The organism is Deinococcus multiflagellatus, assembly GCF_020166415.1.
Taxonomy (GTDB): Bacteria; Deinococcota; Deinococci; order Deinococcales; family Deinococcaceae; genus Deinococcus; species Deinococcus multiflagellatus.
The window spans coordinates 1-17,644 of sequence record NZ_JAIQXV010000027.1; the positions used below are offsets into that span (position 1 = coordinate 1).

Consider the following 17,644-nt stretch of genomic DNA (forward strand, 5'->3'; position numbering starts at 1 on the left):
CCCAGGGCACTTTGCCTGAAGTGCCTCTTGGAGAGGTCGTGGACACAGTGGCCACTCCAAACCAGTGAACGCCGGAGCGGGGAGGGTCTGGCCAGCTTCAACCGCCGGAGCAAGTCACCCTCCGCTTCGGCAGAGGGTTTTGAGCGCCGTATGACCAGAATGTTCAAGGTGCCGGCATGGTAGTGCTCGAAACCGTCTGCTTAACTGACCACGGCGTTCGCATGACGCAGCGTCTGCTCTCTGCCGCCCTGACGATGGCTGAGCGCTCTGCGCTGCTTGATCACGCGGCCGAGGCAGTCAGTGAACCGGAACAAAACGTAGGCCTCGTCTTTGAAGCCGAAGCCCATTTCACCCGGCGCCTTGTGGTCGGCGCCCAGGATCGCCTGGGAACCGACCTCGTGGTGATCGGCATTCGCCCTGCGCGGCAGGCTGATTACGTTCGTGAACTTGCCCCTGCCCTCCAGGCGCTCGCCGCTCTGGGTGAGGCGGAAGTGACCATGACGGCGTGGCACACCGCTGGTCGGTATCTGGACGCCGGCAGTCTCCAGGCGCTTGGCCTGTCCGAAACGTTTGCACAGACCATCCACTTGGTGTCGCTGCCGTACGCGCCCATGACGATTCAGGCGCAGCAGGCAGCCGAGCTGATCAGGGCAGAGTATGACCTGCCCTTGAAAAACCTCCGGGCGACACCTGAAGAGCCGCACGGGCCGACCCAGGATGTCGGCCCGTGCGAAGAACAGAAGACAGGTTGCCCGCCGGACGTGGTGGCCCCGATCAGGAGGACATGAACTCCACCGGCCCGAAGGACAGCGTGGCGTGGGCATTGAGTTTCGCGAGAATGGGCGCCCGCTCAGGCGAAACGCTGGCCAGGGCGTCAATCTGCGCTTGCACCCAGGCCAGAGACACCTCGGCCAGAGGCCCAATCTCTACCATGAACCGCTGACCCTTGGGGCCGAAACCATCAAGGACGGACGCCTTGACGCCCAGGGCGACGGAACCTGGAGGAGTGGGCAGATGCTCCAGAGCGGAGGAGAGCGCGTCGACCAGATCATTCTGGTACAGCGGGTGGGTGGAACCAACAGAGAATTGAACAAATTGAGTGGGCATAAAACCCTCCTTTGCCGACCAGTTTGGCAAAGACGTCGGAGCTGCACAGTCAAAAAAACTTCAGCCCGAGGTGGCGCTGAAGTATTGAAATGTGCGGTATCGCACGTGGTGGGACTGATGCTTCAGATGGCAGTGCCGTCGGCGAACGACGGGGTCATGCGAAACGACAGGGTCTGACCGATGGCAGGCAGGGGCCACGCGTCCTCATGGAGGTCGTGGACGGAGCAGGAAAACACCACGGTGCCGTCTGGGCGCATCCATAAGTGGGCCCGCTCAGGCTGGGGTTCGTGGCCTTGCCGGTCCGCCAGGTACAGCCGGACATACTCGAATGGACTGCCCGCATGGTGCTCAATCTGCGGAGAGGCCACCACTACACCCCGGCCATGACTGATACTGGTGACGTACTCAATGCGTGCCAGGAAATCCAGAGGGTGCTGCCACTCATGCACGGCCAACTTCTGCCGCAGGACGTGCATTGCTTGCAGCAAAGCCCGCGAGGAGAAACCCGAATCAGGATGACGCTCGTGGAACGCCTGCACCGCTTCACCTCGCCCCTGTAGCAACCGCTCCACCAGTTCCTCTGGACTGGCGTCTGGTGCCTGGGCGAGCAGATCTGCCAGGACCGTGGTATAGAGGCCCCGCCAGTTGTCCCAGGGCGAGAGCAGTGCCCGGACGCGCTCAGGAACCCTCAAACCGCTGGCCATCAAGATGTGCTGCGCCCGGATAGGGGCAAGTTCTACGCCGTAACCACGAGCAAACCGCTGAAGCATAGGCGTCATCCTTTCTAAAGACTGCGGCGTCAGGGTAGGCTGATCCCCCAAGACGTTTGAATTACGGAAGCCGCACAGCTGGGCCAGGAGTGAATACACATGGCCACGCTTGAACTCTGGGCTGTGACGGCCAAGCTGCGTCAGCAACGACGTCGCGACGGCTCTTCTCTCTAACATCTCGTCTCCTTTCTCAGAGGCTTGAAAGGTCCCCGTTGTTTCAGCCCTCCATCAGGATGACGAAACAGAACATCTCTTCACTGCTGCGATTTACCGTTATTTCAGGGGACGGACAGGCCCGCAAAGCCACGGCCAGTATGGTCTGTTGGCTGCACGGTTGGGGGTAAGTGTCATCACGTTTGCGAGAAGATGCGCTGGCCTAGGATGAGTCGTTTTCTGGAGTCAGTCGTTGAAGGGAGGAGCGTCACCGCAGGCACGCCTGCGGTGACGGCACAGGCATGTCGCTTGTTACACCAAACCTGGCCCGTCCGCCCGTCGCACTCCGGCGCATTGCTCCCACGTCACAGGTGGCCCCCGCCTTGCCGTCTGCGCGTCCTGTAGCGCCATTAGGGCTCCTGTTCGCCCATTTGGCCCATTTGGGTGATCCAGACGGTGCACAGTTGGAGTGCAGCGTCCGCTCCGGCACACTGCTGGGGGGACCTTTCACGCCGTTGACGCCCCGGCGCCGCGGTTACCGCGCGCTTTCAGACGAGGAACTTGCTTCCGCTCACCTGGTCTTCTTGCGCCAGGCTTACCGGACTTGCCCCAAGGCCAAGCAGATTCTCGATGAGCTGGCATTCTCATATGCTTTCAGGCCGAACCGAATTGCCATCATCGGCGACGCCACGGTCGTCACCCGCAACGTCATGATTGCCGTCGAGGCCCTCGCAGCGAAACTGACACAGGCGAAAAACACGTCATAGGCGAAATTCATCGCACACTTTCCGTATTTGGCGTATTCTCTAACCATTCACCCGAAGGAGGTGAGTCGTGACCACTCAGGCTCTCGGGCAAGTGTTGCTGGTCGTCTGGCATCACGGGCCTCTCCCTGAACAAGAATTCTCAGCTCTACTGCCTGATCTTCCGTTCGCTACAGTGTCGACCGCGCTGACGGTGCTGATCCATGAGGGCCTGGTGGAGTCGTGCGTGGATCACAGCGGCACACTCTACGGTCCGGCGGTCATGTGTGATGAGGACGTGGCCCAGCGGGCCTACGCGGCATACACCGGGGCACACAGTTGCTCGTCCTGCGGATGTACGGAGGCTTGGCCTTGCCTTGAGGGCTGCTGGTGGGTGACGCCTGCCCGCTGTAGTGCCTGCAGCGAAACTGGGATGGTGGCATGACCGCGCTCCCGCACCTCAGTCAGTTGTCAGACGAAGAGTGGGCGCAGTACGTGGAGACGGCTCGCCGCCGCTTACGGTCATGGCAGGAAGCTCGCGCTGGGACACTCACAGAAGCCGCTGCTGGATCAGGCTCTGGCCCTCGCCAGTCAGGCCAGTGTTCACCGCTGTAAATGCAAAGACGCGAGTGGCCGGGCACATCTAGACTGCTGGCGCTCTCAGCCAATCTGTTCCCTTCGTCCCAGAATGCCCGCTTCGGCAGGAGGCGTCCGGGCGAAGAACTGCTTTCACCCCGCAGTCGCGGGGTTGAGGGAATTAAGGATGATGCCCTATGACGCAGACTGAGCAACCCGCCACTCCAGCCTACCCGCAGCCCAGCGCCGAAACGACCGCCAAAACCCAGGCGGCCGCCTTCGCCCAGTTCCGCGCCTGGGCCACGGACCCCCGCGCCCTCGTGCTTGATACCGAAACCACTGGCCTTAAGGGCCAGGCTTGGGAGATCGCTGCCGGCCGTCCTGGGCACACCCGGATACTCCTCGACGTGCGCGGCGAGCCTGAAACGCCCTGGACCGAAGGGGCCCTGGCCATGCAAGCCCCGGACATCCGTGAGCAGCTGCGCGGCCTCCCGCACCTGCGCACACATGTCGCTGAGGTGCTTGAGCTGCTGACCCTTAACACGCCCTTGGCGTATGTCGAAGCCTTTGACCGGCCCGTCATCGAGCGCACCTTTGATCTACGCGGCCTGCCGGAATTCGGCTGTGTGGCTTTGGCCTACGCTTCGCTCTTCCCCACGCCACGTTGGAGCACCAGCCGCGGCTTCTGGAAAACTGTCAAGCTCGCGGAAGCCTGTGAGGCTGAGGGGATCGACACCACCCAGGTCCGCGCGCACAGCGCTGCCGGCGACGCCTGGCTGGCCGGCCAACTGATCCTCGCGGTCGCCCGCCGCGCCCCAGCCTGACCAGGCCCCACTGCGCTGGGCCCCAGTTCCCTCGCCCCAGCGCTGCCTGCCACAGCAGGTGCATTGAGGCACTGTTCACCCTCCACCCGACCTGCGCGGTGGAGGGTTCTGCTGTTCACCCCAAGGAGCGTCCACCATGCATCACGCTAACCCTGATACACCTGCCATCGGCCGTCCGGCCCCTTGCTGCACCCAGTGCCACCAGCCATCCCGTCGCCCCTTGAACCAGAGCGGTCAATGCGAGGCGTGTGCCATCACCCAGTTCACTGCGTTTGTGCAACAGCGTCGCCGGGCGCCGCGCACCCAGATCATGGCCGAAAGTCACCGTCTTGGGCTGAGCCACGCGCAGACCAACCTGGTCATGATGACCGTCCGGATGAACAGGTGAGGCCGGGCAAGAAGATTGTCCTGCCTGCTCGCCGGGGCGAAACGACCCCACACAGATCCAACCGCGCCATTCGCTGAGCGACCTTCTCAACCCACCCTCTGGCCCAGGCGTCCGCCGTCTGGGCCACACTCGTTTTCATTGGAGCCCAGATGACCCTGAATGCTCTCCTGGACCTTGACGTATTCTCCGACGACTTCCCCCAGCCCCTCACCCTCCGGGCCTACCTGCAGCACCTGTTCACTGCCCTGCTCAACGACGAGACCTTCAGCGCCAAACGGCCATTTGGCAACGGCGGGTGGAAATTTGACGTGTACGCCACCCTGATCCGTGCGGGCGCCGTAACCGGCACGCTGGACGCGGACGGCGGCGTCTGCACGGTGGATCTTCCGCAGGCTCAGCAGCGCCTGACTGACCTGGTCGCGCAGCTCCTCCAGTCGTCGGCGCCGGCAGCCGCACCACCGGGAGCGCCTGCACCCCGTCCACCGTTCATCCAGCCGCCGGAGGACCCCATCGCTGACCCCCGAACAGCGCTCTTCCAGGCCATCGTTCAGGACGCCCTCGACACGCTCCCGGACCTGCGCGACACCTTGGACGAGACCTTCGCGCAGGTCAATCAGGTCACCGAGCGCCGGAGCGTACACCTGGTCGACACCCGCACGCTGGTCGGGCACTTGAGTACCCCAGGGCCCACCGTCGCGGTGATGTACCCCACCGATGACGACCACCCGAATCCCCTTGATCTGCCGACCGTGTCGCATTATTACCTCGTGATGCACGATGAGCGCATCGGGGATGTGCTGCACGTCGCCCGCTTGGAGGGTCAGCCCGCCGAGTTCACCTTCACGGACGGGATCAGCGACTACCACGCGCTCTAGGCGCTCCCGCTGCTCGTGCAGTTGGCGCCCGCAGCCACCCACCCTTCGAACGCACCGGCTCCTCAGGGGGTTGACGTTTCCGTGCAGGCGCTTCGGACGGTGCCGGCCAGTTGGGCCGCAGGGCCAATATTCACCTTGCCGGATGGATCCTGTCTACCCGGCGCCCCGTCTGGGGGCGGCCGCCTGTCCGACTTGACATCGGGCACCGGCCACTGCCTAGACTCTGGGACAGAGTGGGGTTCACTTCCCCCGTGCCGCTGGCAATTGGCAAAGGCTGTGCCGCGAAGTGTTGAGTGTCTCTCTTCCTCTCCGGTTCCCTGTTCATGTCCGCAGCGGATTCGGCCAGCCAGCACCTGAATCCCGCGCTGCGGCAAGGACCCTTTTCATGCGCATCCCCGTCACCACGGCCGATCTCCATGGACCGCTGACCCGCTCCGCACGCGGCCTGGCCAAGGCGGCCCAGCTGCCGCTCGCCACCGCCCAGACCTGGCTGGCCCAGGCCCTGGGGTACCGCGATCTCCACGATCTCCAGCAGGAGGCGCAGCCCACCCTGGACTGGACGGGTCTGCCGATACACATCCCGCCCGCCCTGCCTGTTACTGACCTGGCCACGGGCGAGCGGGTGCCACCAGACCGCTGGCCCCCGGCTGTAGCTGACCTGCTGCGCCCGACCTTACCGGCCGGTTGGATCCAGGGGCAGGTGACCTGGGCCCTCTTCCAGCGCACGACCGTCCCGCTGGACCAGGCGCAGCGGTTCGCGCAGGCCGCTCACCTGGAGAACTTGGCTGTGGCCGCGCTGGACCGCCAGTTAAGGCCGCCTCCGTCTCCCCCTTCCCGCACCGGGTCCCGTTCACTGTTCTACTTGGACGAGTTGCACAGCGGCATGAACCAGGAACGTCCCCATTCCCTGAGCGAGCGGATGGTGGCCCTGGGCGCACCGGCCCGGCGCTATCAGTTGGGCGCCGGTGAACAGGTGTACACCTGGGCGCGCCTTCAGCGGGTGCTGGCACAGATACCGGCCTGCGTCACACCCAGCGACGCGGAGCTGCGGCGGCTTATGGCGAGCGCTTGGGGGCGATTCGGTCAGGACGAGATCTGGTCGGCGCTGCCCTGGTCGGGCGTCTGGCGAGCGGCGCCCTTACAGGCAGAAACAGGCGAGGCCCTGGGCTGGGTGCTCTGGGCCCCTTCGGTGCGCGGGGTGTGGCCTGGGCTCTTCCCGACAGCAGAGGCCGCCCGGACGGCGCTGCTGTCGGGGACCAGCGTGGCCGCGTCCGAGGTTGACGAGCGCGTTACGACAGCGGGCACCCTGGCGCTCAACCTGGGGACGCATTGGCAGCAGCGGGTGCCGCTCCTGCGGTGGGATGGTCAGCAACTGCGGGGCCCCGCGTTCGTGCACGACGGCCTGACCTTGCTCTCGGCGCTGGATGACCGCTGGCGGAGGCTGCCATGGGGTTTGGTGGGCCTACCCCAACCGCCGCAGGTGCGGACGCCGCCGGAAGCCCAGGCGGCCCTGGCCGATTATCAGCAGGCCAAGAGGGCGCTGCTGACGCAAGCGCGCCAGGCTTGGCCAAGGACGGCCACCATCGCCCAACACGCGGCGGCGCTCGCGCAGGGCCGCTGGCCGGACCCGGACCCCTGGGCCTCGGATGAGCGGCCGCTTCCTGACGTCGACCTCACCAGCTGCTCCGAGCTGCAGGCCCTGCCCGCCGCCTTTGTGGCGGCCTGCACCCCAGAGAGTGTGGCGTTCGAGATCGACTTTGATGGGAACGAGGCGCAGGCCGCGCGGGCAGTCGCGCTCCGGGCATTGGAGTGGGCGGTGCTGCAAGACCGGCGCCCCTTGACCGAGAATGACGACATCCTGGGGGTGGTGATGCTGCTTGAACGGGGCATACCTCTGCGCCTGGCGCGCCGTCTGCTGCACCCGGTCCGCTGGGATGAGTCCCCGTGTCCTGCTCTGGCTGTCGTGGAGCGGACCGGACCGCCTGTGTCCCTTCAGCCGTCACCTCACCCAGGCTGGCCACTGATGGTGCGGTCCTTCCAGCCGGTTCTGACACAGGTGACGCAGGGGCTCCCGAAAGAAGGATAGGGTGACCCTGCACGTGGCCACGGCCCCCGCACCATGAGACTGGGAGACCCCGCATCTCGGCACAAGCCGGCTCCCTTCAGGGTCATCGGCGCTGACTTCACGCCTTCTGAAGGGAGCCGGTCGCCAAGTGCGCCGCTTGGACCAGAACACTTCGGGTCAACTCCTACCGGTCAAACAACGGGCGGGGCGCACAATCTACCTGCGCGCCCCGCCCCATTCGGCGTGACCGCCGCGTCCCCACGCGGCCAGGCACGGGTGCGAGTGTACCAGGGATTCAAAGAGCCCACTTGTGAAGCTGATGGTGCTGGCCTGGCGGTACCGCCCCTCCAAAGTCTTCAGGGGCTTGCACCTGAACAGCCCTCTCTGAGCCCCAGACGACCCAGAAATTGGAGAAGACCTGAGCTGAAGCCCTTGACCGCTTCCCTGGCCCAACCCACAATGAAATCGGCCCTGGTTCGCCGCCTATGCCGCTCGCAGCCAGCACGTCTGGTCAGGTGAAGCGCGACCCGAGTAATTACCCAGACCACCGCCCTCAGACGGGGTTGGGGAATGCGGGACCCTCAACCTCTTTCGTCTGAAGGAGCCTGTAATGTCCAACGCCCCGTCTCGCCTCCACCAGGAGGCGCTGCGGCGTGCCCACAAGCGCACCGCCCAACGACTCATCCGTCACTTGGCAGACCTAGGTCTCAACCCCCTGGGGTCTCAGCGGGCCCTGGAAGTCATTGCCGCGCTACACGGCACCGACTGGAACACCCTCTCAGCCCGGCCAGGGCTGGAGCGGCTCCCAGCACTGGCACAGGACCTGGCCCTCCGACAGGCCTTGACTCGGTACGGCGCCGATCTGACCGAGCACCAGAGCCAGGACGCGCTGGAGCGTGTCTTTGAACTGCCTCAGTCTGGGCTGGCAGAAGACGTTCCCTCAGAACCGGCCGTGCCGGGAGCGGACGTTCTCACCATTCCTGAGGACAGCCCCCTCACCATGGGCCGGGCCAGTCGCCAGCCCTCTTCCCGCCAAGCGGTACAGCAGGGCGACCTTGACTCCACCGCTGCGCTCCAGGCCCCGCCCACTCCGCTGCGGCTGCCCGCAGGGGCCCAGCTTGTCCTGGACCCGGCCGGGCCGTTCAGTCACCCGCTGGCGATCCTCGGCAGCGCGGGGGCGGGCAAGACCTTTCTCCTGCAGGAAATACTCTCGGCCACGAAGCGTACCGGCCGGACCGCCGCTGTGATTCCCAATATCGATGCGCTGGAGCGCCCCGAGCCGGAAGACACCCGGCCACCCCTGCCCGCGGCTGTCCCCAACCACGACGTCGACCGCTTGCGTGACCACCTTAGAGAGCCACAGCCGCCTTGTTCTGAGCCTTGAACAGATGGGCGATCTGATGGACAGCCACAGGAGGTTGAGCTGATCTTTCACCCCCGCACCATGCGGGGGTTCTGGCCGCTCATGTGGTACTTCGCTTCAACCAGCAGTGATCTTGACCGCTTGGATGCACATCCGCGTCTGGGGGTGATGACAGGCCCGCGTATGGGCAACACCAGCAGCATCCGTCAGGGGCGCCGGTGGGCCAGTGACTGTGACGCCCTGAGTAAGCACGGTTACGACCACGAAAGCTACGTGCGCCACTTGGGTCGGCTTCAAGCCCACCAGGCCACCTGCGCCTTCGTGGTGGTGCCAGACGTGCCTGGCGACGGCGCCGCCACCCTCAGCGCTTACCTCCACTACGCCCCTCTGATGGCCAGTGACGGTTTCCCCCTGGCTTATTGCCTGCAAGACGGTGCTGAACACCTGGAGTTGCCTCCATGCGATGTGGCGTTCCTCGGCGGTACAGATGCCTGGCGCGCCGCTCAGGGGGCCTGGCTGCTTCAAGAGGCCCATGCGGCAGGCTGCCGGACCCACGTTGGCCGGGTCAACAGCGCCCGGCGCATGCGTCATCTGACGTTTTGCCACGCCGACTCTTGTGACGGCACCTATGTCGGGTACCGGGGTGTAGAGCGGGGACTGCGGGAGATTGGCCAGTGGTTGTCGCAGGTGCACACCCCCCAGCTGTTCAGTCCCGCTGATCTTCAGGCCACGCGGGGATCAGCAGGCGAGGTGCTCCAGAGCCGTCCCGCTTCACCGCAGCGTGTTTCCACCGGAGCGCCTCTTCTCAAGCTGAACAGTTCCGCCGAATCCGGTTCACTCTTCCCCGACTTCCCCCACGCCAGCTGAACCGAGGAGCCTGCCATGTTAGATCTTGCCGCACTGTCTGCCCTGACCCCTGAAGAGCGCCTGGTCCGCTATCAAGAACTGCGCGCGCTGATTGCTCCACTTGAAGCTGAAAAAGATGCCCTCAACGCTCTGATTAAAGCTGACCTGCAGGGCGGTCTCACAGTGCAGAGCGCAGGTTTGCGGGCGGTGCTGAAAACGAGTCACAGCACGGTCTATCCACTCGAAAGCTTCGTGGAGCAGTTTGGAGCGGACCAAGCGCTGGCTGTAGCCACCATCGACGCCAAGAAAGTGCAGAACCTGATCAAGACGAAGGTATTGCACGCCGGAGAGGTAAAAGAGGTGGCGGTCACGGTCCCGCGCAGCACAGCACTTGTGATTGAGCTGGTGGACAAGGGAGAGGGACGGGCAGCCTAACCGGCTGTCATCACCGCTCTTTCTGTTGGGGCCACCCGTCGTCAAGGAGCTGAAGTATCTGAGTCAGAACGGTCTGTGCGGACCAGCAGCCGGTTACGGTCAGGGTGTGCTGCGTGGGCTGCAGGGTGGAAGGATCATGTGAGCGCAGAAGGACGGTCAATGCCTCTGACCCCTGCTCTGAGACACTGTCGACCACAATGCCGTGGGGAAGTTGAGCCTGCAGATCGTCACGGAGGATCTTGTGTTTCGCGGCCAGCGTCATGTCCAGACCGTAAAGGCGTCAGGGTCCCCACAGGGACCCCGACGTCGTGGCTGCCTGACCAGGACTCGAACCTGGAACACACCGGTCCAAAGCCGGTTGCTCTCCCAATTGAGCTATCAAGCATCAGCAGGGGAATTTCCACTGGCTACGGGCTGGACCGGTGTGCTTTGAACCGGCTCAACTCGCGTCCTTAGAGGCTAGCCCGCACGCACGCGCTGCTCATCCGCGCAGTGGCATAGCTGGCCTGCGCCGTTTGACGCAGCTAACCCGCTGAAGTGTTGCAACACTTGATCTTGTGACCCTCGCGCGCTCACGGTAAAGACAGCCGCGGTTGAATGCCAGCCGCGGACATGACCTGCGGACCAACGCCCGGCTGTGACGGGCCCGCTGGCGCCCGGGCTGGACGCAGAGAGCGTCCAGCCCTTTCTCAGGAGCTCTGCATGCACTTACCTATTGAACGAACACTGAAAGCGGTCCATCTGGCGGGCCGTGAACTTGGCCGGGATCCCACGCTGCCCGAAATTGCTGAAGCCTGCGCTGTCCGGCTTAAAGAGATTGAAGGGCAGGTACTTGAACTCTCCCGCTACGGGTACACCCGCCTGAACCAGGCTGGGGTGCGCATCACGGATGCTGGCCGCGCCGCCGCGCAGCGACCAGGAAAACTCATCGCGGCTTAGACGCCAAGGCCGGCTCGTGCCACTTCGAATCCACGCAGCACCGGGAGCCCACCGTGTACTGGAGGAATATCGCTCTTTTAAGCGCCCTGTGGGCGCTGCTCTACCTCGCGCTCTCGACGGCTACCGAGACCAGCAACACGACGGACAACATGGCAGCTGTCGTGGCCACATTGCTCGTCACCTCTCTTTCAGCCGCCTACTTGCCTATCCGGCGCCCACGGGAGGCCCAACATCCTGAAAAGGCGCTCGGTGCTGACGGTCAACCCCCTAGCGCAGCCCAAGAACATGATTCAAACTCTGATCAGTGAGGACCCACGCATGTCAAAAAGCCTCGCGCGTCACAAAGGAGTTGCGTGATTTCCCTCTGTACAGTCGATGACGGAAAACAAGCCGGGGGTCGCTGCCGGGCATCTCTTTCATCAACTCAAGGGCCGCCATGCTGAGTTGGGGCAACCTTGCACTGTTGGTTGGCCTCTGTTTTTTGGCTTGCGTTGGTCTGCGGCTGCTAAACCTGACAGGCGGCCTCTGGCCCCTGCTGGTCTGCGGTGTACTCGGCACGCTGGCAACCCGGTATTTTCCTGTCTGGAGCCCAGATCTTCTGGCGCGCCGTCAAGTTGAGCGTGGCCGCCGCCTGGCCTTGCTGCGGCTGCTTCAAACCAGCGAACGTCAAGGGCAGCATCCCACGCTGTTCGAGCTGGAAGCCCTGTCGGGCATCGGTGAGGGCACGACACAGAATGTGCTGGTCCGTATGGTCAGCCGGCAGTTGGTGGTCGCCTCGCCCCACCCTGTTCAACGGCACAAGGTGACCTGGCGGCTTACTCAGAAGGGAAGAGCCGTACTTGACGAAGCGCCAGCTGACCCTTCTCCAGCATAGGCATTGGCGCCAAAAAGCCACGTCGGCTCCTTATCCAGCGCTTGAGCGCCGCTTCTTGGCCGACAACTCTTCAATGTGAATGCCTCGCCCCTCGCTTCGTCTTGCGTCACCCACCCGCGACCCGGGTGGGTTTCAGGTTGGCCGATGCCCATGACGCCCCTTGCCTCAGACCTTCATGCGGTGCTGTCCAGTGCCACACGCAGCGGTGCCCAGGCACTGGAATTGCACCTCCCGCCGCTTGATCCTGACCTCTATGCCCGGTTGAAAGATGTACTTCAGCGACTCTCGGCGCGCTGGGTCAAGCGGCGGGAGTGCCATGTATTTGACGGTTCCCGGAAAGAGGGCGAAGGGCGGTTGGATGAAGCGCTGGCCACGCGCCTCCTGCCTGACCGCAATCCGCTGGCGTTTTTCCCCACGCCGCCGCCGCTCGCGGACCAGGTGGCGCGTCTCGTGAGCGAGGCGATTGGCTGGGCCAGTGGAATCCGATCCCTGCGCATCTTGGAACCTCATGGCGGAGAAGGTGCTCTGCTCACCGCCCTTGAGCGGTGCCTTCCCTCGCCGCACGGGTTTGAAATCAATGTATGCGAGCTGGATCCTGTCCGGGCCCAGCGTCTGCAAGCCGGTGGGTGGACGGTCGTGCATGACGATTATTTGACGTTTCAGCCCACAGCGCTTTACGACGTGATTCTGGCCAATCCGCCATTTTCCGTACCGGGCGACAAGCAGGCCTGGCAGACTCACCTACGGCGCTGCTGGCACCATCTGGCGGTGGATGGCCTGCTGGTGGCCATCTTGCCCGCATCAGCGCTGGCCAGGCAGGGCACTTTTTTTGAGGAAACCAGGGGATTTCCTGTCTCACTTCAGACCAACGCCCCTGGGAGCTTCAAGGCCAGTGGGACCGAAGTGGCCACCGTCACCCTGACCTTCTGGAAGGAGGATCAGAGCTGGAAGCGCCGACCATTCAACGCCAGTGGCACCCTTTATCCCTCATGGCACGCCTTTCAGGCACTGCTGACGTTTGAGAATGATCAGGCCTATTACCTGGCTGCAGAAAGGCTCGAGGCGAAGTGGCGCGGCGGTCAGGACATCAGGGCTGATTTACAGACCCTATACAGCCGTCTTTGCCGCGATCTTCAAAAAATCGACGTTGACCTTGAACTGTTGGACGAGGATCACGCTTATCTGTACCAGGCTTTCATTGAGCGGAGACAGGCGTCATGGCTCGGCGCCCCGTGCCCCGAGCTGCCCGCCGCAATCCGGCCTGTAGAGCTCGTCCCGCTCCAGCGGGACCGCGGCAATCAACCGGCGCTGCTGTAAAGGGCGGCCCAAAAGGCTTACACTAAGGCCGGTCGCTTGCCGCCGACCTCCCGCAGCCTCTGGCATGGTAAAGGCAAGTGCACATTTGACCTCCAGAGCATCGGCAGGTCAGGTAACGCGGGAAACCTGATCGCCCTACTCGCTCTAAGGAGGCTGTAATGTCCGCGTATCCCACTGAGGCCGCTGCCTGTCAGGCTGGCCAAAAGCAACTCGCCCACGCTATTCGGCACGATCTGGCCCAGAGAGGTGTTGAGTTCTCTCACCTGCAATGCTTGCACGTGGTCGCGGCCCGCTACGGGCTGGACTCCTGGAATGTGTTGCAGGCCAGGCCGCTGGCCCCGCAGCTGCATCCTTCAGCCGCCGCCGCAGGCATCATGCGGGCTTTGCTGAAGCGCGGCCTCACGGCTGATGCTGAGCTGGGCGAGCAGCTGGCCGCCTTGCCTGTGCCTCTCACGTACACGGTGCTGGACGAGTCACTGACTGACTACGCTGCCAAGGCGCAGGTGGCCCTCTCCCTGCTCTTGGTTGGAGACCTGACCGACGCCGCAGTGAGGCAGCTCCTTGAGGATGTGTTTGAGGCGCAGTGTCTGCGGACGGACTTCTCGGCGCGTCCATCCCCCAACAGTGTTTTCGTGTGGGCCTACGCCTCTGAAGCGCAGTTTCGATCCGACGCCGGGCATTGGGCCGGTATGGTCATGCGTTCAGCCGACGATTGGCGGACAGGAAGGCCGGCCACCTATGACGTCAAGAGCGCCTTGATTCGCGCCGTCCAGACGCCGGCCGAGGAACGGTTCGGACTATCGGAGCCGCGCCGCCGGCAACTGTATTTGGACCATTGCCGCGCCACCAATCGTGCCCGCGTCACAGCTGACCAGGCCTATCCCATTGATGCGCAGGACAGCCTCAACTCCGTTCGGGCCAATCAGGCCCATAAGCACGCGGAACTGGAGAGGTGGGAAGCGAGGCTGCAGGTCGCATTCGGGGTGACGGCCGAGCAGCTGCATGAGATCGTGGTTGAAGGCATGACCAAGTACTGGCCGATGAGCACCATCAGAGACACCCACGTCGCGTCGCTGGAGACCAGCTCGTTGGCCTGATAGCTCCCGTCTTTCCGGCCATTTACCGGAGAACTTCACCCCCGGCTTGCCGGGGGTGAATGCTTGGCATGAATCACCTTCTGGAGGGCCGACATGCTACACATTGAGTTTCTGACCGACCTGGGCGCACGGGTTACAGTGGATGTTGGAAGCGCCGACAAACTCCTAGAGGTCCAGCGCCAGTATGGCCGTCTGGGCTGGACCAGCGGTTCGGTGCCCACTGGGGGTTATCAGTTTCCCCTTGACAACGAAGCCGATTTCGACTGGAGCCTGATCGGTGCGCGGCGGTGGACCAATCCAGACGGGGAGGAAATGATTCTTCACCGGGGCCACGCCTATCGCCGGCGTGAGCTGGAAGCCGTGGACAACCGCAAGATGAAGTTGCCTCCGGCCGTCAAGTTCTCGCGCGGCGCGAAGGCGACTGACCCGGAACATATCCGTGAGAAGGCGGACGGCGATTTCGAATATGTCACCCTGGCCATCTTCAGAGGCGGAAAGCGGCAAGACCGCTACGCCCTCTCCACCGCGTCAACGAAACGCTCTGAGGCGGACCGCGCCGCCTAGCGGTGAGGTCGCGCGGCTTCCCTGAGCCCAAAGCCTCGCGCCCCTAGGCTGCGCAAGAGGCTCAAGGCCTCAGGGAGGGACTGGATGACACTGAGGGACTCACCCTTGTTCTGGCAGCGATTTGGGTTCCCAGGCCGGCCGGACCTCCGAGCCGCGAACCCCTGGCCCAGGCAACAGCCAATACCCTACGCCCAGCAGGTCGATCAGGGCTTGTGCGGTCGGCCACGGCACCCGGCTCACATCCAGCACCTCTTCATCAGCGGACCAGACAGACAAGCCCGCGTCGGTGCTCACCATAACGGTCATGGCCTCCGGCAGGACGCTGCGGAGGGCGTCCGCCAATTGTCGCCACTGCCTCTGGACCTGCGCGACCTGTTCGCGCGGCACCACGAGCTCGAACCGAAAAAGACTGACCCGCTCCATAGGGTCAGGATGCTTGGCGCAAGGGTTCGCCTGAGCCGCCCCTTTTCTGGAGGATGCACATGTCCGTACTTGCCACACTCAGACGTCTGAAACAGCAGGCCGCTGCATGCGCCTCGAGTAGCCAGGCCATGCCCTTGACCGGAACAACTGGGCTGATTGCCGAGCTGGAAGGGGCCATTGCCAACCTGTGCTATGAAGGCCGTGAGCTTGACGGCAGCGTGCAACTACATGTGGAAGACATCTTGACCACGTTTCTGACCACGCCAGAAGGCGGCGCGCTGAATCTGGAGACCGGCGAGCGGATCAGTGCAGCGCTGCTGTGCCTGGTGGCGCAGCACCTGACAGTGCGTGAATTTGAGCAGCTCCGCGCGGGCTACGGATTGGGCCGAACAGCCGTCACCTTGTATGAAGATGAGGGTATGTCCCTCCAACTCCGGGCGGGGCAGCCGTACCTTTCAATCAACGGCGGGGCCCGCGTGTGTATTGAAGGTCAGATCCACCAGCAGTTTGCGGCGGAATCAGGGGCCAGCTTAGTGCCCCTGATTCCGCCGTTGCCCTACACGGTCACGGCGGGGCCTGCTGGGCCAGACATAGAGTTTTGGCATCATCAGGAGGGCGCGGCCGCAGATGAGCGGGCTGGGAACGCCCATGTGGTCACCGAGTATGGATACGGCCACCTGAGAGTGATGTGTCACGGCCGGGAGCGGGAGGAGCTGTGTGAAGTGGTGCTCGATACGGACTCAGTCAATCTCGACCCGCGGGCATCTGCGGGTCCAGCGGCTGTAGGGCGGGCGTGGCTATCTGAGCAGCCTGCGTCAGAGGAGTTGACGACAGCCTAGTCCAGTCAGTCATGCTAGGGCGTGCCCTTCACCCAAGTCAGCGTCTCCACCTGCTCTGCATGGCGGGCTTTGTGATGATCCAGGTCAGGCGCTCCGCCTCGCCGCCTCCAGCGTCTTGGACGGAGGCCTCGCCTGATCTGGTGGTGTCTCCCGAAGAAGCCACCTTTCTTCTGCGAACCTTGCAGTTAACGAGTCTTGCGGTCCTAACAGTTGGTGGCACCCCACTGACGGTCTTTCAGGAGGGTCAGTGGGCTGGGGGGCAACCGCAGGTCACGGTGTATCTGGACCGGGGGTTAGACGCCCACCTGCAAGTCCCGCTGCTGTCACTGCTGATGGAGCTCACGGCGCAGTTGGAGACCTGCGGTCCGGTACCGGAACAGTCGCCGACGTTGCCCCTGCATTACGGATACGCGCTGATGGCCCGGCGCCACGTGGGGACCGTCGAACTCCTGACTGAAGAGTTGTCAGTGGCGGCACAGGTGCAGCGACGTGACCTGAGTTTGCTGGTGCAGGCTCAGACAAGTGCCGTGACGACCCTCCTGTCAGACGGGAGCACCCTGCGCAGCTGGCCCGCTGCTGGGCGGTTTGTCATCGCGCCGTTACGAGGGCTCAGGCTTGAACTGAACGCGGCAGGCTACGCTTCTCTTCTGGCTTATCTGCCGCAGGTGCTTGCAGAAAGCGTGGCTCGTTAGATTTAGACCAGAAAGGTGCAGATCTGGCGTGCGTCACCCCTGGACCAGTCCAGGGGTGCATGACACAGGATGAACACTTTCGAGGCTCCCTTGCTGACGCCCAGTAAAGCCCCCCTGACCGTCATTTCGGACGGCCTGGGTCAGGACAGCGCCACATTGGTGGCGTTGGCGTTGGAAGACAGTGCGTTCCGGCGCCGGTATGTACAGGGTGACCTGTTGGTGGTTTCCAGCGATACAGGGGACGAGTACACGGAAACGACAGCCTACCTGCAACGGAAAAAGGCGCTGCTGGCCGAGCGTAACGTCACGTTCGTTCACCTGACACCAGACATGGGCTTCCACAGTCCGGCGTGGCAGAGTCTGTATCACCAGTGGGCACGCAACAACACGATCGGCGGGGTTGGCTTCAGCTCCACCTGCTCGCCCAACTTGAAAACAGAAGTGATTTACCGCTTCCTGAATCATCTGCTGGCCCAGCGGTATGGGTACGTCGAGCGCCAGGGACGGTCCAGCAAGGCGGCACTCTACGGGTACCGTCAAGATTTCGGCCCTCTGCGGGTCATGATTGGATTTAGTGCCGGCGAAGAGCGCCGGGTCTGCGCCGCGCCGCAGCGGTACGTGCAGGACACCATCGAGCGGGCCTTTCCGCTGATTGACTTGGGGTTGAGTCGCCAGGGCTGTCAGGACGTGACCCGGCATCTGGGTCACGAAGTGCCTACACCCTCAAACTGACTTGTTAAACGTACTACTCCCC

The 17,644-nt window shown here is 63.6% G+C and carries 20 protein-coding genes and 1 tRNA gene; 16 read left to right on the forward strand and 5 right to left on the reverse strand.

What is annotated here, in order from left to right; genetic code table 11:
* The first annotated feature begins 176 nt into the window (after nt 1-176).
* On the forward strand, nt 177-788 hold the full coding sequence (locus tag K7W41_RS21445) for a hypothetical protein (RefSeq protein ID WP_224612425.1): 612 nt from the start codon (nt 177-179) through the stop codon (nt 786-788).
* On the opposite strand, the gene K7W41_RS21450 is transcribed toward K7W41_RS21445, so the two are convergent.
* Both K7W41_RS21450 and K7W41_RS21455 read right to left on the reverse strand, forming a co-directional pair.
* Complete coding sequence (locus tag K7W41_RS21450) at nt 775-1,107, reverse strand: hypothetical protein (RefSeq protein WP_224612427.1); 333 nt, start codon at nt 1,105-1,107, stop codon at nt 775-777. The genes K7W41_RS21445 and K7W41_RS21450 overlap by 14 nt on opposite strands.
* Before the next feature lie 122 nt (nt 1,108-1,229).
* Nucleotides 1,230-1,877 carry a hypothetical protein gene (locus K7W41_RS21455; protein ID WP_224612429.1) on the reverse strand — a complete coding sequence of 216 codons (648 nt, stop codon included), beginning with the start codon at nt 1,875-1,877 and terminating at the stop codon, nt 1,230-1,232.
* Between the two features lie 668 nt (nt 1,878-2,545).
* Between K7W41_RS21455 and K7W41_RS21460 the strand changes: the two genes are divergently transcribed.
* The 7 genes from K7W41_RS21460 to K7W41_RS21490 all read left to right on the forward strand — a co-directional run bounded on the left by K7W41_RS21460 (nt 2,546) and on the right by K7W41_RS21490 (nt 10,145).
* A complete protein-coding gene (locus K7W41_RS21460; RefSeq protein ID WP_224612430.1) occupies nt 2,546-2,797 on the forward strand; it encodes a hypothetical protein in 252 nt (83 codons plus the stop codon).
* 749 nt (nt 2,798-3,546) lie between these two features.
* The gene (locus K7W41_RS21465; RefSeq protein WP_224612431.1) at nt 3,547-4,173 is read left to right on the forward strand and encodes a 3'-5' exonuclease; all 627 of its coding nucleotides are present in this window, start codon (nt 3,547-3,549) and stop codon (nt 4,171-4,173) included.
* A gap of 537 nt (nt 4,174-4,710) precedes the next feature.
* Nucleotides 4,711-5,436 carry a hypothetical protein gene (locus tag K7W41_RS21470; protein ID WP_224612432.1) on the forward strand — a complete coding sequence of 242 codons (726 nt, stop codon included), beginning with the start codon at nt 4,711-4,713 and terminating at the stop codon, nt 5,434-5,436.
* A gap of 385 nt (nt 5,437-5,821) precedes the next feature.
* Complete coding sequence (locus K7W41_RS21475) at nt 5,822-7,522, forward strand: hypothetical protein (protein ID WP_224612433.1); 1,701 nt, start codon at nt 5,822-5,824, stop codon at nt 7,520-7,522.
* A gap of 589 nt (nt 7,523-8,111) precedes the next feature.
* A complete protein-coding gene (locus K7W41_RS21480; RefSeq protein WP_224612434.1) occupies nt 8,112-8,885 on the forward strand; it encodes a hypothetical protein in 774 nt (257 codons plus the stop codon).
* A gap of 147 nt (nt 8,886-9,032) precedes the next feature.
* Nucleotides 9,033-9,731 (forward strand): hypothetical protein, encoded by a 699-nt coding sequence (locus K7W41_RS21485; protein ID WP_224612435.1) that lies wholly within the window; start codon nt 9,033-9,035, stop codon nt 9,729-9,731.
* 15 nt (nt 9,732-9,746) lie between these two features.
* Entirely contained in the window at nt 9,747-10,145 is a 399-nt protein-coding gene (locus K7W41_RS21490; protein WP_224612436.1) for a hypothetical protein, read from the forward strand.
* A 10-nt stretch (nt 10,146-10,155) separates the two neighbouring features.
* On the opposite strand, the gene K7W41_RS21495 is transcribed toward K7W41_RS21490, so the two are convergent.
* Complete coding sequence (locus K7W41_RS21495; protein WP_224612437.1) at nt 10,156-10,407, reverse strand: hypothetical protein; 252 nt, start codon at nt 10,405-10,407, stop codon at nt 10,156-10,158.
* Between the two features lie 47 nt (nt 10,408-10,454).
* A tRNA-Gln gene (locus K7W41_RS21500) sits at nt 10,455-10,530 on the reverse strand.
* Nucleotides 10,531-10,847: 317 nt separating this feature from the next.
* On the opposite strand from K7W41_RS21500, the gene K7W41_RS21505 reads away from it, so the two are divergent.
* From K7W41_RS21505 to K7W41_RS21525, 5 genes are all read left to right on the forward strand, one after another.
* Nucleotides 10,848-11,084: a hypothetical protein gene (locus K7W41_RS21505; RefSeq protein WP_224612438.1), complete on the forward strand. Its 237-nt coding sequence runs from the start codon at nt 10,848-10,850 to the stop codon at nt 11,082-11,084.
* Between the two features lie 436 nt (nt 11,085-11,520).
* Nucleotides 11,521-11,958, forward strand: a complete 438-nt coding sequence (locus tag K7W41_RS21510; protein WP_224612440.1) for a hypothetical protein — start codon at nt 11,521-11,523, stop codon at nt 11,956-11,958.
* 150 nt (nt 11,959-12,108) lie between these two features.
* Nucleotides 12,109-13,275, forward strand: a complete 1,167-nt coding sequence (locus K7W41_RS21515; protein WP_224612442.1) for a class I SAM-dependent methyltransferase — start codon at nt 12,109-12,111, stop codon at nt 13,273-13,275.
* A gap of 158 nt (nt 13,276-13,433) precedes the next feature.
* Complete coding sequence (locus K7W41_RS21520) at nt 13,434-14,372, forward strand: glyoxalase superfamily protein (RefSeq protein WP_224612444.1); 939 nt, start codon at nt 13,434-13,436, stop codon at nt 14,370-14,372.
* A gap of 93 nt (nt 14,373-14,465) precedes the next feature.
* On the forward strand, nt 14,466-14,936 hold the full coding sequence (locus K7W41_RS21525) for a single-stranded DNA-binding protein (RefSeq protein ID WP_318010933.1): 471 nt from the start codon (nt 14,466-14,468) through the stop codon (nt 14,934-14,936).
* A 99-nt stretch (nt 14,937-15,035) separates the two neighbouring features.
* Here K7W41_RS21525 and K7W41_RS21530 read toward each other — a convergent pair whose 3' ends face one another.
* On the reverse strand, nt 15,036-15,359 hold the full coding sequence (locus K7W41_RS21530) for a hypothetical protein (protein ID WP_224612446.1): 324 nt from the start codon (nt 15,357-15,359) through the stop codon (nt 15,036-15,038).
* Between the two features lie 59 nt (nt 15,360-15,418).
* Between K7W41_RS21530 and K7W41_RS21535 the strand changes: the two genes are divergently transcribed.
* The 3 genes from K7W41_RS21535 (at nt 15,419) to K7W41_RS21545 (ending at nt 17,622) form a co-directional block, all read left to right on the forward strand.
* The gene (locus K7W41_RS21535) at nt 15,419-16,198 is read left to right on the forward strand and encodes a hypothetical protein (protein WP_224612448.1); all 780 of its coding nucleotides are present in this window, start codon (nt 15,419-15,421) and stop codon (nt 16,196-16,198) included.
* 59 nt (nt 16,199-16,257) lie between these two features.
* Nucleotides 16,258-16,890 (forward strand): hypothetical protein, encoded by a 633-nt coding sequence (locus K7W41_RS21540; protein WP_224612450.1) that lies wholly within the window; start codon nt 16,258-16,260, stop codon nt 16,888-16,890.
* A gap of 69 nt (nt 16,891-16,959) precedes the next feature.
* Entirely contained in the window at nt 16,960-17,622 is a 663-nt protein-coding gene (locus tag K7W41_RS21545; protein WP_224612452.1) for an adenine nucleotide alpha hydrolase family protein, read from the forward strand.
* Nucleotides 17,623-17,644: the final 22 nt, after the last annotated feature.